The 16,784-nt window shown below is 30.6% G+C and carries 15 protein-coding genes; 10 read left to right on the top strand and 5 right to left on the bottom strand.

Annotated elements, in window-relative coordinates:
• The first annotated feature begins 83 nt into the window (after window positions 1–83).
• The 9 genes from N2251_RS11625 (at window position 84) to rfbB (ending at window position 8,379) form a co-directional block, all read left to right on the top strand.
• Window positions 84–926 (top strand): O-antigen ligase family protein, encoded by an 843-nt coding sequence (locus N2251_RS11625; protein WP_260586863.1) that lies wholly within the window; start codon window positions 84–86, stop codon window positions 924–926.
• A gap of 1 nt (window position 927) precedes the next feature.
• Window positions 928–1,719: a glycosyltransferase gene (locus tag N2251_RS11620; protein ID WP_260586862.1), complete on the top strand. Its 792-nt coding sequence runs from the start codon at window positions 928–930 to the stop codon at window positions 1,717–1,719.
• Window positions 1,720–1,753: 34 nt separating this feature from the next.
• Window positions 1,754–2,593 carry a glycosyltransferase gene (locus N2251_RS11615; RefSeq protein WP_260586861.1) on the top strand — a complete coding sequence of 280 codons (840 nt, stop codon included), beginning with the start codon at window positions 1,754–1,756 and terminating at the stop codon, window positions 2,591–2,593.
• Window positions 2,594–2,669: 76 nt separating this feature from the next.
• On the top strand, window positions 2,670–3,644 hold the full coding sequence (locus tag N2251_RS11610) for a sugar transferase (protein ID WP_260586860.1): 975 nt from the start codon (window positions 2,670–2,672) through the stop codon (window positions 3,642–3,644).
• A gap of 36 nt (window positions 3,645–3,680) precedes the next feature.
• Window positions 3,681–4,688, top strand: a complete 1,008-nt coding sequence (gene galE / locus N2251_RS11605) for a UDP-glucose 4-epimerase GalE (RefSeq protein ID WP_260586859.1) — start codon at window positions 3,681–3,683, stop codon at window positions 4,686–4,688.
• A 23-nt stretch (window positions 4,689–4,711) separates the two neighbouring features.
• Window positions 4,712–5,587 (top strand): glucose-1-phosphate thymidylyltransferase RfbA, encoded by an 876-nt coding sequence (gene rfbA / locus N2251_RS11600; protein WP_260586858.1) that lies wholly within the window; start codon window positions 4,712–4,714, stop codon window positions 5,585–5,587.
• 320 nt (window positions 5,588–5,907) lie between these two features.
• The gene (gene rfbC, locus N2251_RS11595) at window positions 5,908–6,462 is read left to right on the top strand and encodes a dTDP-4-dehydrorhamnose 3,5-epimerase (RefSeq protein WP_260586857.1); all 555 of its coding nucleotides are present in this window, start codon (window positions 5,908–5,910) and stop codon (window positions 6,460–6,462) included.
• 2 nt (window positions 6,463–6,464) lie between these two features.
• Complete coding sequence (rfbD, locus tag N2251_RS11590) at window positions 6,465–7,331, top strand: dTDP-4-dehydrorhamnose reductase (RefSeq protein ID WP_260586856.1); 867 nt, start codon at window positions 6,465–6,467, stop codon at window positions 7,329–7,331.
• Window position 7,332: 1 nt separating this feature from the next.
• Window positions 7,333–8,379 carry a dTDP-glucose 4,6-dehydratase gene (rfbB, locus tag N2251_RS11585; protein ID WP_260586854.1) on the top strand — a complete coding sequence of 349 codons (1,047 nt, stop codon included), beginning with the start codon at window positions 7,333–7,335 and terminating at the stop codon, window positions 8,377–8,379.
• A gap of 51 nt (window positions 8,380–8,430) precedes the next feature.
• On the opposite strand, the gene N2251_RS11580 is transcribed toward rfbB, so the two are convergent.
• From N2251_RS11580 to porV, 5 genes are all read right to left on the bottom strand, one after another.
• Entirely contained in the window at window positions 8,431–10,275 is a 1,845-nt protein-coding gene (locus N2251_RS11580) for a LysM peptidoglycan-binding domain-containing protein (RefSeq protein WP_260586853.1), read from the bottom strand.
• Between the two features lie 20 nt (window positions 10,276–10,295).
• On the bottom strand, window positions 10,296–11,831 hold the full coding sequence (gene guaA, locus N2251_RS11575; protein WP_260586852.1) for a glutamine-hydrolyzing GMP synthase: 1,536 nt from the start codon (window positions 11,829–11,831) through the stop codon (window positions 10,296–10,298).
• 62 nt (window positions 11,832–11,893) lie between these two features.
• Window positions 11,894–12,958: a 3-oxoacyl-ACP synthase III family protein gene (locus N2251_RS11570; RefSeq protein WP_260586851.1), complete on the bottom strand. Its 1,065-nt coding sequence runs from the start codon at window positions 12,956–12,958 to the stop codon at window positions 11,894–11,896.
• 168 nt (window positions 12,959–13,126) lie between these two features.
• On the bottom strand, window positions 13,127–13,609 hold the full coding sequence (cdd, locus tag N2251_RS11565) for a cytidine deaminase (RefSeq protein ID WP_260586850.1): 483 nt from the start codon (window positions 13,607–13,609) through the stop codon (window positions 13,127–13,129).
• Window positions 13,610–13,701: 92 nt separating this feature from the next.
• Window positions 13,702–14,775, bottom strand: a complete 1,074-nt coding sequence (porV, locus tag N2251_RS11560) for a type IX secretion system outer membrane channel protein PorV (RefSeq protein WP_260586849.1) — start codon at window positions 14,773–14,775, stop codon at window positions 13,702–13,704.
• A 299-nt stretch (window positions 14,776–15,074) separates the two neighbouring features.
• Here porV and gldJ point away from each other — a divergent pair, with 299 nt between their 5' ends.
• The gene (gldJ, locus tag N2251_RS11555; protein WP_260586848.1) at window positions 15,075–16,784 is read left to right on the top strand and encodes a gliding motility lipoprotein GldJ; all 1,710 of its coding nucleotides are present in this window, start codon (window positions 15,075–15,077) and stop codon (window positions 16,782–16,784) included.

Below are 16,784 nucleotides of genomic sequence, written 5' to 3'. Positions count from 1 at the left end.
ACAACATTAACTATTTGGATATTTTTATAAAAATTATTTTTTATCAAGGTATTGTTACACTTTTAGTTGCGTTCTTAGAATTTATGGATCAAGAACTATTAGAGTTATTATATAGAAAAAGCTTAAAGGATATTCCTCATATTAGATGGTTTTCCGTTCAACGTTTAATGTCAACAACTGGTAATCCTATTAATCTAGGAGCTACTTTATCAATATGGATGGCTTCTTTTTTATATATGATTTATCGAAACAAAGTAATTTTATTAAAACTTTTGTATCCAGTAGCACTGCTGTTTACCTTTTTTATCGTTTCACTTACACTTAGTAGAACCTCTTTAATAGTTTTTATTTTTACAGTTTTCTTATCGATATTTTTGGCTATTGATGGCTATGTGAATAAAGTATTCTTTATCTCGTTAGTAGTTTTTATATTAGGATCCCTGGTAAGTGTTTTTTTAAAGGATATTAATATTGATTTAGTTTTAGCAAGGTTTGAAAATCTTTTTGACACAAATGAGTATACATCTAATGCAAGAGTTGTTAATTGGAATTACGCAATTTCTAATATGAATATTATAGAGTATTTTTGGGGTAAAGGTATTGGTACTTCAAATCCCAAAGCTGAATATGTTCAAAATTACAATGCTTTTATGATAGAGAATGGTTTTGTGTCTACCTTTATTAATTATGGTATTTTAGGAATATTATTATACATATTTTTAATTATAAAGTTTTATGTTTTATCATTTAAAATAAAAGAGAAAAATAAAGCATTAGGTTTGTTTTTAATTATATTTTTAACAGTTTTCTGTTTGTTTAATACTTCAAACGATTATAATAGAAACTTGCCATATATGTTGTATTTCTGGATTTTTTATGTGTTATCCGAGCTAGAGTTTTTAAAGATCAAAAAAGAATTATTCTAATATGACCGTAGACATACTTATTTCAACTATAAATACTAATATAACTAATGTGCCTTCTGTATTATTAAAAGCAAGAGGAGATGTTTCTTATATTATTTCTATTCAGGAAATAAATAACGTAGCGTATGAAATACCAGATGTTTTAAAACAAAGAAAAGATGTAAGTATCTTTTTATGTAAAGAGAAAGGTTTGTCAATGAATCGTAATAATTGTATCAAACATGCAACTTCAGATATTTGTATAATAGCAGATGATGATGTTAGGTATAAAGATTCCTATATAGATAAAATAAAAAATGAATTTATCAAAGATCCTAGCCTCGACGTATTTGCGGGTAAAATTAAAACTAATATAGGTGAACCTGAATTTAGAAATTATAAAAATTATAAAAATAGAATCAATTTTTTTAACTTTAAAAATGTTTGTAGTATTGAAATAGCTTTTAGAAAAAAACAAATCATAGAAAATAAATTATATTTTGACTCTAATTTTGGTTTAGGATCTACTCGATTTAATATTGGGGGTGAAGAATCTATTTTTATTAAAGATTGTTTAAGTAAAAAGTTAAATATTTTTTTTTTCCCAGTATACATGGTAAATCATAAATTTGAAAGTTCGGGCAGCTTTAATTTGTTTGATGCTAGGTTTCAAAATTTTCTTGGAGCATATTCTAAAAGGGTTTTTGGGAAAAAAGGTTTTTTTTTATTTTTTTATTTTTGTTTTAGATATAGAAATGATTTGAAGTCTACAGTTAACTTTTATAAATCCTTTTTAAAAGGGTTTACATATTAAAAGTAGTATAAAATTTATATAAATTAGAAATATAATGAGTTTAAAAGTTAACTTTTCAGTGTTAATTACAATATATTATAAAGAAAATCCGGTTTTTTTTAAAAGGGCTATAGATAGTATATTAATTCACCAAACATTAAAACCATCACAAATAGTAATTGTAAAAGATGGACCTTTAACTATAGAATTAGATAATATAATTGACGAATATGTTGTAAATAACAAAGGTGTATTTGATATAGTTTCGTTGAAGAAAAATATGAGGCAAGGATTTGCTGCTAATGAAGGTGGTAAATACTGTAAGTGTGATTTTATAGCAAGAATGGATGCAGATGATATCGCATTACCGGACAGGTTTGAGAAGCAGTTTAAGTATTTGTTAGATAAAAATTTAGATATTGTTGGTGGTCAATTGTTAGAGTTTGTTGGAGATAAGAATAATATTGTTTCAGATAGGAAAGTACCAATAAAACATGAGAATATTATATCGATGATGAAGTATAGAAACCCAATATCTAACCCAACAGTAGTTTATAGGAAAGTAGTTTTTGATGAAATTAATGGTTATGATGGAGAATCTTTCCCTGAAGACTATGATTTTTTTGTTAGAGCATGTTTAAAAGGTTTTAAATTTGGAAATGTAAAAGATACTGTATTGTTATTTCGTTTAGGAGATAACATGGATGAAGTGTTAAGAAGGCGTCACGGTTATGAATACGCAAAAAATGAATTCAAATTGTTAAAAAAATTCTATAAAATAGGGTTCTATAATTTTTATGATTTTTTTAAAATGATATCGTTAAGAATGCCAGTTAGGTTAATGCCGTTTAAAATGTTTAAATTTTTATATTATAGGTTACTAAGAAGGTTGTAATTTTAAGATATATTATTCTTTAGTTAAAAACATTAAATTTTCCTTAATTTATCAAAAAAGCTAGAAAAGAAATAAAATGAATATGATTACCTTGAAGCAAAATGAAATTGTAAGAAGCGTGGTGATGATTAAAAAAGAAAAATGTTTATTTGTAAACTTAAATAAATCATTAGATAAGCTATTGACGAGTGGTAAAATATCTGATAAGTATGAAGTTGTTTTTCATAAAGATTTAAATTTACAAGACAAAGCAATTACTTGTTATATAAAAGAAAGTAACATAAAAGTTGTTGTTTTTGAGAAAACACAATTAAACCAATTATCTAATAAAGAAGTTAATGAATTAGTTAATTTGCGTTTGTTGGGTATTGAAATATATGATTCAGAAAATTTTTATGAATGTGTGAATAAAAGAATTCCAATTATAAAAATTCAAGATAATCAATATTTTTCAGATGAAATATTTAGTCTTAACAGGAAAAGAAGATTTACATTTTTTAAAAGAGGTTTTGATACTTTGTTTTCCTTAACAGTGTTACCACTTGTTTTACCATTAACTATTTTAGGGTGTTTTTTAACAAAAATAAGCTCAAAAGGAAATATGTTTTACTCACAAATACGCATCGGTAGAGAAGGTAAAGAGTTTAAAATATACAAAATACGTACTATGGAAAATAATGAAGGTGGATTTACTGTTAAAAATGATAACCGAATTACCCCGGTTGGTAAATTCTTAAGATTGTCTAAAATAGATGAATTACCTCAGTTTTATAATATTCTTATGGGGCATATGAGTTTAATAGGCCCAAGGCCAGAACAGCCTAAATATGTAGAAGAGTATAGTAAAGAGAATCCTTTTTTCAATTTAAGACATATGATAAGACCAGGGGTGTCTGGCTGGGCGCAAATACATATGCCGAAAGCTACACCCGAAGAAAATTTAAAGAAGTTAGAGTATGACTTATATTATATAAAAAAGTACTCATGGAAATTGGATGTTAAAATACTATTTAAGACTGTTCAGATTGTTTTCACGATGAATAGTAATTAAAATAGTACTTTTGTTTTTAAAAAAGAGCAGAAGACTATGAAAAACATTTTAGTAACTGGTGGTTTGGGTTTTATAGGTTCGCATGTTGTAGTAGACTTGCAAAAATCAGGATACGAAGTTTTAATTATAGATAATTTATCTAATAGTAAAATAGAAGTAGTGGACCAAATCACTGAAATTACAGGTGTTAAACCAGTATTTTTTCAAATAGATTTACGAAATAAAAAAGACGTAGCAAACTTCTTTTTACAAAATACAGTTGATGGTGTAATACATTTTGCCGCATCTAAAGCTGTTGGCGAGAGTGTAACTGATCCTTTAAAGTATTATGAAAATAATATAAATAGCTTAGTGTATTTATTGCAAGAAATGAAGGCATCAAAAGTAAATAACTTTATATTCAGTTCGTCATGCACGGTATATGGTCAGGCAGATGAGTTGCCAATTACAGAAAATGCACCGGTAAAAAAAGCAGAATCGCCATATGGTAACACCAAAAAAGTTGGTGAAGAAATAATAGAAGAATGCTCTAAGGCATATGATATTAGAGCTATTGCATTACGTTATTTTAATCCAATAGGCGCACACGAATCTATAAAAATAGGAGAATTACCAATCGGTATCCCTCAAAACCTTATTCCTTTTGTAACACAAACAGCAGCCGGTATTCGAAAAGAATTGGCAGTTTTCGGTGATGACTATCCTACAAAGGACGGAACAGCTGTTAGAGATTATATACATGTGGTAGATTTGGCTAAAGCCCATGTTACTGCATTACAACGTTTGCTTAAAAACAAAAGTAACTTAAAGTACGAAGTATTTAATATTGGTATGGGTAAAGGAACTTCTGTGATGGAGGTTATTAATTCTTTTGAACAAGTAACTAATAAACAAGTAAACTACAAAATTGTTTCACGAAGAGAAGGGGATATCACTACAGCCTATGCAGATACTACAAAAGCAAACGAAATTTTAGGGTGGACAGCCGAAAAAACGCTTGAAGAAGGATTGCTTTCTGCGTGGAAATGGCAAGAAAAAAAATAATTAGGAAATGTTATAATAGCCCTATGAAAGGAATTATACTAGCAGGCGGTTCAGGAACTCGCTTATATCCGATAACAAAAGGAGTCTCAAAACAACTACTCCCTGTTTATGATAAACCGATGATTTATTATCCGTTGTCGGTATTGATGTTGGCAGGTATTAAAGAAATTCTAATTATTTCTACCCCTGAAGATTTACCGAATTTCGAGAAGTTGTTAGGGGATGGGAAAGACTTAGGTATACAATTAAATTATGCTGAACAACCTTCGCCAGATGGATTAGCGCAAGCGTTTATTATAGGTGAAGAATTTATAGGGAATGATGCTGTTTGTTTAATTTTAGGCGATAATATTTTTTATGGTCACGGATTGCCAGAAATGTTACAGTCAGCAAAAGAGGCTGTTGCCAATGCGAAAAAAGCAACTGTTTTTGGTTATTATGTAAAAGATGCACAACGTTACGGCGTGGTAGATTTTGATGAAAACGGAAATGCGTTGTCGATCATAGAAAAACCGAAGCATCCGAAGTCGAACTATGCGGTGGTAGGCTTGTATTTTTACCCGAACAATGTTATTGATATCGCTAAAAAAGTACAGCCATCAGAAAGAGGAGAGTTGGAAATTACTTCGGTGAATCAACATTATTTAGAAAATGACGCGCTAAAAGTTCAGCTTATGGGACGTGGTTTTGCTTGGCTAGATACCGGTACACACGATTCCTTATTAGAAGCCAGTCAGTTTATTGAAACTATAGAAAAACGCCAAGGATTAAAGGTCGCTTGTTTAGAAGAAATTGCTTTATATATGGGCTATATTGCTAAGGCACAGGTAAGGAAGCTAGCTGAGCCATTGCGTAAGAATGGTTACGGACAATATTTATTGAACCTAGTAAAAGAGTAATAACATATTCGTTTAAATTCATAACTCAATAGTGTAGTAGCGTCATGCTGAATTTATTTCAGCATTGCATCCAAGATCTAATTGTAGTAATGCGAACCTGAAATAAGCTCAGGTTGACGTGAAGTACGGTATTGTTAAAACAATGACAGGTTGCATTTATTTGAGCAATGCATCATCAAAAAATCTCATTCTTACAAAGGCAGGAATCTGATCAATTTCAATACTAAGTTTACTTTAGCGTTGAGCTCTTTTTCATTTTTAAAAGAAACCTGTACTCCATTTATTATTAGTAAATTTGATTCGTTATTAAAATAATTCTAATGATTTTTACCAAAACTGAAATTCAAGACATTGTAACTATTGAGCCTCGAGTTTTTAAAGATGAAAGAGGTTATTTTCTAGAATCATTCAATCAGCAACAATTTAATGAGAATATTAAAATCACCACTTTTGTACAAGACAATGAATCCATGTCTACAAGAGGTGTTTTAAGAGGCCTGCATTTTCAAAAACCACCATTTGCTCAGGCAAAATTAGTGCGTTGTATTAAGGGTAGGATTATGGATGTTGCTGTTGATATAAGAATTGGCTCACCGAATTATGGAAAGCACGTAGCTATTGAGTTATCAGAAGAAAATAAGAAACAGTTATTTATACCTAGAGGTTTTGCGCACGGTTTCGTAGTGTTGTCAGCAACTGCAATTTTTGCTTATAAAGTAGATAATAAGTATGCTCCAGAACATGATTGTGGAATAAAATGGGACGATCAAGAATTAAATATTGATTGGAAAATTGAATCAGCAGAAATACATTTATCAGATAAAGATACCAAGTTGGAGTATTTAAAAGATTTTAAAAGTCCATTTAAATATTAATCATGAACATATTAGTTACAGGAGCAAATGGTCAATTAGGTTCAGAAATTAGAGAATTGTCCTCTAATTATCCTCAACTTTACTTTTTTTTCGAAGGCTCAAAAAGTTTAGATGTAAGTAATTTTGATGATGTAAATGAATATATTCAATCAAATAAAATAACAGCGATTATTAATTGTGCTGCATACACAGCTGTAGATACTGCCGAAAAAGAAATAAAAAAAGCAACACAAATTAATGTTACTGGAGTTTTTAATTTAGGTAAAGCAATTGAACAAAACGGAGGAAAACTGATTCATATTTCTACTGATTACGTTTTTAGTGGAGAAAGTTTTATTCCTTACACCGAAAATAATGAGGTTAATCCAGAAGGGGTTTATGGAAAAACGAAATTGGCAGGAGAAGAAGCCTTATTAAATTTATCTATTGAAGCGATAATAATAAGAACATCTTGGTTGTATTCTAGTTATGGTAATAATTTTGTTAAAACAATGCTTCGTTTAGGAAAGGAAAAAGAGAATTTAAATGTTGTTTTTGATCAAATAGGAACACCTACATATGCAAAAAATTTGGCTAAGACCTGTATAGATGTACTTGTAAAAGAAGAAAAAATTGATAAAAAAAATAAGATTTATCATTATTCTAATGAAGGAGTAGCATCGTGGTATGATTTTGCAAAAGCAATTATGACAATGTCTAAAACAGATTGTAATGTTCACCCAATAACAACAAACGAGTATCCAACAACGGTAAAAAGACCCCAATATTCAGTGATGAATAAATCAAGAATTAAGAAGGACTTTAATGTTGAAATTCCATATTGGAGAGATTCTTTAAAAGAATGTATTAACGAATTACAAAAAGGATAAAATGAAAAGCATACTAATAACAGGAGGTGCTGGTTTTATAGGTTCTCATGTAGTGCGGTTATTTGTTAATAATTATCCGAATTATAATATTATTAATTTAGATAAATTAACATATGCTGGTAACTTAGAGAATTTAAAAGATCTTGATGGGAAACCTAATTATACGTTTGTAAGGGCTGATATTTGTGACCATAACTTAATGGAAGAAATATTTATAAAATACAACATAGATAGTGTTATTCATTTAGCAGCAGAATCTCATGTAGATAGATCTATAAAAGATCCTTTTTCTTTTGCGCAAACAAATGTAATGGGAACTTTAAGTTTGTTACAAGCAGCCAAAAATACCTGGAAGGGAAATTATAAGGATAAAATGTTTTATCACGTTTCTACAGATGAGGTATATGGAAGTTTAGGTGATGAAGGTTTTTTTACAGAAACCACAGCTTACGACCCTCATTCTCCATACGCAGCTTCAAAAGCGTCTTCAGATCATTTTGTAAGAACTTTTTATGATACTTATGGTTTGCCAATTGTAATTTCTAATTGTTCTAATAACTATGGATCGTTTCAATTTCCAGAAAAATTAATTCCGTTATTTATAAATAATATCTGTAATAATAAGCCTTTACCTGTATACGGAAAAGGGGAAAACGTGAGAGATTGGTTGTTTGTAAATGATCATGCGCGCGCTATAGATGTAATTTTTCACAAAGGAAAACTAGGGGATACATATAATATAGGAGGATTTAATGAATGGAAAAATATAGATTTAATAAAAGTATTAATTAAAACTGTTGACGCTTATTTAGGTAGAGATGCTGGAGCTTCTGAAAAGCTGTTAACTTTCGTAGCTGATAGAGCAGGTCATGATTTTAGGTACGCAATTGATTCTTCTAAATTAAAGAATGAATTAGGTTGGCAACCATCATTGCAGTTTGAAGAAGGGATAGAAAAAACAGTAAAATGGTATTTAGAAAACCAAGAATGGGTAGATAATGTTACAAGTGGAGACTATCAAAAGTATTATGAAGAAATGTATAAATAATTAAAAAAGGTACGTCACTAAAATTAGGTTAATGACATACCATTTTTGTTTTTATTTAAGTCTAGTTAAACTTAAATCTTTATTATATTTAATGATAAAGAGTCCTTTGTTACTTGTTGTACCAAAAGCTCTTTTACGATAATCAAATTTATTTTCTAATCGAAGTGATACTCCTTCTTTAAAAGTATTCATTAAATTTTTACCAGAAGCCAATCGCATTAAAACATCATAAGTAATATCAAAACCTTTAATAGCATAGCTAGAAGGAGTGGTATTGTTTTTTGCGTAATACTTTTGGTTAAATACTTTTGCTTCATTAGAAGTGTTGTCTTCAAAAGAACTAGAAACGTAAGTAAAATTTACGCTTGCTAACTTATTGTTGTCTATTTTATCGTAAGAATCTCTCTTTTCAATAGCAAAAACCTGAACAGTTACTTCATCAGGAACACCAATCATACTATTTAAAACATCTGCAATTGTTACATTGTCGTTAGAAGTAATGATAACCCAATTATGTCTTTTAGCGGTCATTTTATCTGTAAATAACTTTCGTTTTATGTATCCTTTTTCAGGTTTTAAAACATGAATATTTTTAATAGAATCGTGTCTTTTTAATTGATTAACAATTTTAACGATTTTATTATTAGATGGTATTTTACCATCACCTACAACAAATATTTGTTCACCTTTATAATTGTCTTTTAAATGAGAAATTAAATAATCGGTATAATTATTTTTATCAGGAGCTGATTTAATAAGTTTTTTTGCTGAAAATTCATGTTGGTTATTCGAGAAATGAGGAAACACAACAGGTGCATTAATTTTTTTAGCAACTATTTCAGCTTTATCAGAATAAAATGGGCCAATAACAACATCTGTATTATTCAGTTTATCTTCTGCTAAAATTGTAGTAATGTTATTGCCTCTGTTTCCGGTATCAAAAATAGTTGGATTCACGTGTATGCCTTGTTTTCTTATTGAATCGATAGCTATTTCAGCACCAGTGTAAAAATCGAGAACCATGTTTGCTAATGGAGCAGAACTGTTTTTGTCTTTACTAAAAATATGTTTAGAAGAAATTGTTTTATATTCTTCAGCTTTAAAGGGAAGTAGAATAGCTAAATTAATAGCTACATCTTCTTGAATACTGTCTTTGTAAAAAAGAAAGTTTTCATTCGGATTCACCTCTTCAATTGGTTTTATTTTTAACAACTGGTTAATTGATAATTCGTTATTTATAATTCCAGGATATTCTGGATTCAAACGAACTAAATTTTCTTTTGAAATGTTATAAAAACGAGTTAAACTATACACTGTTTCTTTACTTTTAACGATGTGTGTTAAAAAGCTTTTTAAAACCTCTTTTCTATCAATTGTTATTGTTTTTTCAATTGACTTAACTTTTAATACTTGACCGATACTTAAAATATTGCGTTCGATTCCTGGGAATTCAGGATTCCATTTAATTAAATCATCTTTAGTAATCTCATATTTCTTAGTAATTCGATAAACAGTTTCTCCTGCTTTTACAGTATGATTTTCGTATTCATATATTGTTTGTTGAAAAACATCTGAAGCATTTTCTTCTCCAGATGTTTCGTTGCTATCTTCTAAATTTTCATTTTCAGTATCATCAATAACAGTATCTATTACTTTTGTTGATTTTTCTTTGTTTAATTCAGGGTTTGGAATAACAATTACGGTATTAGCATCTGGCCGTCTATCAACATCAGGATTTAAACGTAATAAATCCTTTGTTTTCATATTAAGACGACTAGCAATATCACGCATTGTTTCACCTTCTTGAGTTTTGTAGGACACATACCTTTTCTGTTGACCACAAGAAACGGCAAATGTTAAAATACAAACTAAGAGTAAAAACTGTAACTTTTTCATTTATTTTTTTCTTTAGAATTTTATTCCCACTCAATTGTAGCAGGTGGTTTAGAGCTAATGTCGTACACAACTCTGTTAACACCTTTTACATTGTTTATAATTTTATTCGATGTTTTTTGTAAAAATTCGTACGGTAAATTTACCCAATCGGCAGTCATACCATCGGTACTTTCTACAGCACGTAAGGCAACTACTTTTTCGTACGTTCTTTCATCTCCCATTACTCCAACTGAGTTTACTGGTAATAAAATTGCGCCTGCTTGCCATACTTTATTATACAAACCATCTTCTTTTAATCCGTTGATAAAAACAGCATCTACTTCTTGTAAAATACGTACTTTTTCTTCGGTAATATCACCTAAAATACGAATAGCTAATCCAGGGCCAGGAAAAGGATGACGACCTAATAAGTCTTTATCAATTCCCATAGAAGCTCCTACACGACGAACTTCATCTTTAAAAATCATTCGTAAAGGCTCTACAATTTTAAGTTTCATAAAATCAGGTAAACCACCTACGTTATGATGACTTTTAATGGTTGCTGATGGGCCACCGTTTACAGAAACAGACTCAATCACATCAGGATAAATTGTTCCTTGTGCCAACCATTTTGCATCATCAATCTGATTTGCTTCATCATCAAAAACATCAATAAAAACTTTACCAATAGCTTTACGTTTTTCTTCTGGGTCACTTAAGCCAGCAAGCTCATTCAAGAAACGTGCCGAAGCATCTACTCCTTTTACGTTTAAGCCCATACCTTCGTATTGTTTTAAAACATCAGTATATTCATTTTTACGTAATAATCCGTTGTTAACAAATATACAGTGTAAATTACTTCCGATAGCTTTGTGTAATAATACGGCTGCTACGGTAGAATCTACACCTCCAGATAAACCTAAAACAACTTTGTCTGTTCCAACTTTTGCTTGTATATCAGCAACTGTTTCATCTACAAATGAATCTGGTGTCCAAGTTTGTGCTACTTCAGCTATATTAACTAAAAAATTTTGTAATAATTGTTTACCATCAGTAGAATGATATACTTCTGGGTGAAATTGAATTGCATAGGTGGTTTCTCCTTCAATTTTATAAGCAGCATTTTCTACATCGTGAGTGCTTGCTAATAATATTCCGTTTGTTGGTAAGTTTTTGATAGTATCTGAATGACTCATCCAAACCTGACTTCCTTCAGAGATATTTGAAAAGAATTCTTCTCCTTCTTTTACAAACGATAAGTTTGCTCTACCATATTCTCTTGTGTTTGATGGTGCTACTAATCCGCCAGAAAAGTGGGCTAAATATTGCGCTCCATAACAAACAGCTAATACTGGTTTTTTCCCTCTAATTTCTGATAAATCAGGATGTAAAGCCGTTTCTGAACGAACAGAGTTTGGACTACCAGAAAGGATTACAGCTTTAAAGTCGTTTAAGTTTTGTGGAATTTTGTTATACGGGTGAATTTCACAGTAAATGTTTAATTCTCTAACACGGCGAGCAATAAGTTGTGTGTATTGCGATCCGAAATCTAAAATAAGTACGTTGTGTTGTTGCATATGCAAAAATAGTACTTAGATTTTAGACTTTTAGTATTTGAATTTAGATTTTTTGAAGTTTTTTAATAACGATAAACGACAGCGTTTATATTCATTCCCGCACCCACAGACGCAAGTATTATTACATCGCCTTTTTGTACTTCTTGATTTTCGACATTCCCTTTTAGCACTAAATCTAATAAAGTAGGTACGGTTGCCACCGAGCTGTTACCTAGTTTATGAATACTCATCGGCATAATGCCTACAGGAATTGGCTTTTTATACAATCTATAAAAACGTTTGATAATTGCATCATCCATTTTTTCATTTGCTTGATGAATGAATATTTTTTTAACTGCGTCAATTTCAATTCCACTTTTATCTAGCGCAGTTTTCATTGCTTTAGGCACGTTATTTAATGCAAATTCGTAAATTTTACGTCCGTGCATTTTTATATAACGAACATCTTTATCTAAATTTTTATTAAAAGAGTTTCCGTAGAATAAAAAATACGCTTCTTCTTTGGTAAAAGTTTGTGAGGCATGACTTAAGATTCCGCTTTCACTACCTTCTTTTAATTCAACAACACAAGCGCCTGCGCCATCACTATAAATCATAGAATCACGATCGTACTTATCAACAACTCGCGATAAAGTTTCTCCACCAATAACTAAACACTTCTTAGCAACCCCTGCTTTTATAAAAGCTTGTGCTTGAATGACACCTTCAACCCAACCCGGACATCCGAATAAAATATCATATGCAACACAATTTGGATTTTTTATTTGGAGTAAATGTTTTACACGACTAGCTAAACTAGGAAGTATATCACTTTGGATAGCGTCTTTTTTTACATCCCCAAAATTATGAGCGAATATTATGTAATCTAATTCTTCAGCATTTAAATTGGCATCTTCTATTGCTTTTTCCGCAGCAAAATATCCTAGGTCAGAAGCCGTATAATTATCCGTAGTATATCGACGTTCTTCAATACCAGTAATCGATTTAAATTTTTCAATAATTACACTGTTCGTGTTTTTAAAAGAAGTTCCATCAGCATTTAAAAATGAACTTTCTAAAAACTGATTATTTTCTTTTTTTATTGAGGGGATGTATGAACCTGTACCTGTAATTACTGCTGATGTCATTCTAAATTATTAGGGATTGTAGATACAAATAAAGCATTTTAAATTACACTAAAGCATTAATTTAAAGCCATTTTAAAAGAATTGTAGAATCCTTAAAAAATGGCTTTATAATTAAATATTTTAAAAAAAAGAGTTATCTTTTTTGAGCTTGTGATTTCTAGAGTGTGTTTATAAATATGAGCTATCGAAAGAAAAAGGAAGTAATGAAAGTAACGATGTTGTTTTTACAACCTTGCCAATTTCTCCCATAAAAAGTATTTCTATTGGTTCTTTTTGATTGATTTCGTATTCAGATAAAGTTTGTCTGCATGCACCACAAGGCCCAACAGGTTTGTCTACTGTTAAATTTTCTGAAGCAGCAGTAATGGCTAATTTTTTAATTTTTACTCCAGGAAATTCAGAGCCAACTTTCCATATTCCAACCCTCTCAGCGCACATTCCTGATGGATATGCCGCATTTTCTTGGTTGTTACCTAAAATAATTACACCGTTTTCTAATAAGAAAGCAGCACCTACGCTAAATTTAGAGTAAGGAGCGTAAGCTTTAGCTCTCGCTTCAATAGCTTTATCCATAAGCAATTTATCTTCTTGAGCTAATTCCGATACATTGTTAAAAAGAGTCGCAGAAGTCTTTAATTCTATTTTTTCCATAAAGAAATAGTGTTGGTCAAAAAAAGCAGCCTGTTAGACTGCTTTTGTATTATGATACGAATTTATTAAAAAAAATCTACAATTTAATAAACCTAGTAAATTTCTCCTAAATCAAATGATAAAGAAAATCGTAAAGTGTTTTCTAGCGGGTTATTAACTGATGATGTGTTTATTAAATAAGATAAATCTAAATTAAATGCTTTGGCTGTAAAACCAGTACCCAAAGTTAAAAATTGTCTCAGGCCTTTTTGTTCACTTTCATGAAAGTATCCAGCTCTAAGAGCAAATGCGTTATTATATGAATATTCGGCACCTAACGCCCAAGTTGTTTCTTTAAGCTCTTCACTAAAATCTCTATCACCTAAAGAAGTAAACATTCCTTCGAACCAACCCCTAGAGGAATCAGCTCCGCTAGAAGGAACTAATAATTTTGTGAATTCGAGACTAAGACCCAACGTGTTTTTGCTATCTAAAATAAAATCGAAACCACCCCCTAATTTTGCATTAGTTGGAATAAAGCTTTCAGAACCTCCGTTCGTATACTGTACTTTTGGACCAATATTTGCGATATTAAATCCTAAGCGATAACGACCATTAAAATTTCCGTAGTTCTTCTCGTCTGATTGATAATATCCAGAAAGATCAAAAGCTATTGAGTTTACCGCATTAATACTACTACTGTTAATGTCTAGGTTAGAGTTGATGTATTTAAATCCAACACCCATTGAGAATTTTTCACTCAATTTCATAGAATAGATACCTGTAATAGCAAATTCATTCGGGTTTATTGTTCCTTGACTATTACCATCTAAATCTGTTAATTGAACTTGACCAAGAGAGAAATATTTAATGTCCACTCCCCAAGCAGCATTTTCTTTAAATCTATTTACATAAGATGCGTTTCCAACAAAAATATCATCAGTTAAATTACGTAACCAAGGTGTGTAATTTAAACCAATACTTATTTTGTTTTCATTGAAAACTGTTTTAGCAGGATTATGAAAAATAGAAAATGCATCAGCAGATGTTGCGACACCAACGTCTCCCATACCACCAGCACGTGCGTCAGACGATATTAATAAAAAAGGTGTTGCTGTTGTAATTTGTTGTGCTTTGGTTTGAAGGGCAAAACAGACAAAAAATAATAAAAAAGATAATTTTTTCATGTAATAATTTGATTGTTAGTTGGGCAAATATAAAGTTTTCTTAAAAAAAAGCTAAAGTTTTATGTTTTTTTAAAGTATAAGTTCTAAACGATATAAAAATTTGAATATTGTGTTGTATAAAATAATGATTTTTAATGGTGCATATTTAATCTTTTTCTTAAATTCGTAATACTAAACTTAAATAATGGTCGTTAGTAATCTTGCAATAGCAACACTATATACTTCAATTTATAAATAAATTAGTTGTAAGGAGTTATAAATATTGTAAATTGCGCCACCCCTAAAATAGTTGAAAATACATGAAAAGCACATTAAAAATATTTAGTTTATTGATTGCCACTGTGTTATTGGTTTCTTCTTGTAAGAGCAATAGAAGTGGTAGTTCAAGTAGATCTTCATTGACTGGTTGGAATTTTAATGACCCTAATTATGGAGGTTATTTAAAAGGTGAAGATAAAAATGGTAAAGAAGTACCTCCAGGAATGGTGCATATTGAAGGAGGTAGTTTTACGATGGGATTAGTACAAGATGACGTTATGTTTGATTGGAATACAACACCAAAGAAAATGCACGTTCGTTCTTTTTATATGGATGAAACTGAGGTTACAAATGCAGAATATGGTTTGTTTATGCAATATACAAAAGACATATTTCCTCCAGAAGAGCCACAGTTTAAGAATATTTATCACTCTGTCTTACCAGATACTTTGGTGTGGAGAAAAGGATTAGGAAATACAAATTTACTGTCAGAAAGTTATTTGAGACATCCGTCTTACGCAGAGTACCCTGTTGTAGGTGTTAGTTGGTTACAGGCTAATAAATACTGTAAATGGCGTACAAACGCAGTAAATTTAAAAATATTAATGGATAAAGGTGTTATTAAAAATATCTTTAAAGAAGATTCATTAAGTTTTAGAGGTAAAAATAACTTTGATACGGATACTTATTTAACAAATCCATACGCGTTGTTTGAAGGAGACTCAACAATTTATAAAAAAGGAATTCCATTACCAAGAAAAAAAGGAGAGCCAAAACCCGAGAAAGATAAGTTTTCAGGTAGACAAGTTACATCTTCGGATGGAATTTTAGCTCAGAAATTTAGACTTCCAACAGAGGTAGAATGGGAATATGCTGCAAAAGCAGTTTTCGAAAATCGTGAGTATAATAATATTCGTGGAAGAAAAAAATATTCTTGGGACGGTAAATATACACGTGATAGAGATAAGAGAAGGCGAGGAGATCAGTTAGCTAACTTTAAACAAGGTAAAGGGGATTATAGTGGTATTGCAGGTTGGAGTAGTGATGGGTCAGATATCCCTAACGCAGCTAGGAGTTATCCACCAAATGCTTATGGTTTGTATGACATGTCAGGTAACGTTGCTGAATGGGTAGAGGATGTGTATCGCCCTATAATTGATTCTGAAGCAAATGATTTTAATTATTTCAGAGGAAATGTTTTTACAAAAAAGTTAATAGATCAAAACGGTAAGGTTGTTATTGTTGGCGATGAAATGGGGGAGATAGAATATGATACTTTAGAAAACGGAAGAATTGTACCTAAAGATTTACCAGGAAGTGTTAAGTATATTCCAATTACAAAGGAAGATACTTATATGAGAAGAAATTATAACTTAGCAAATAACTCAAGCTTAGGAGATGGAGATCAATCTTCTTCGAAAGATTATGGTTTAGATAAAGATCAGTTAGATAGTGCTTCAAGAATGTATAATTCACCTCAAAAACCAGAATCTGAAAGAGATTCTTTAGGGAATGCAATCGATAATTATAAGTACGACTCTAAAAGAAGAACTACGTTGGTTAGTGATAAATCTAGAGTTTATAAAGGAGGTTCATGGGCAGATAGAGAATATTGGTTAGATCCTGCTCAAAGAAGGTACTTTCCAGAATATATGGCAACTAACTTCATAGGGTTTAGATGTGCTACCGACAAAATGGGGCCAATGATGTTAAATAAAAGAAAAAGAGCTGTTCCGGATAAAGCTAAATAA

This window comes from Tenacibaculum haliotis (assembly GCF_025215075.1).
Lineage (GTDB): Bacteria > Bacteroidota > Bacteroidia > Flavobacteriales > Flavobacteriaceae > Polaribacter > Polaribacter haliotis_B.
Note: the sequence above shows the minus strand (reverse complement) of the source record. Positions and strands in the feature narration are given on the sequence as shown.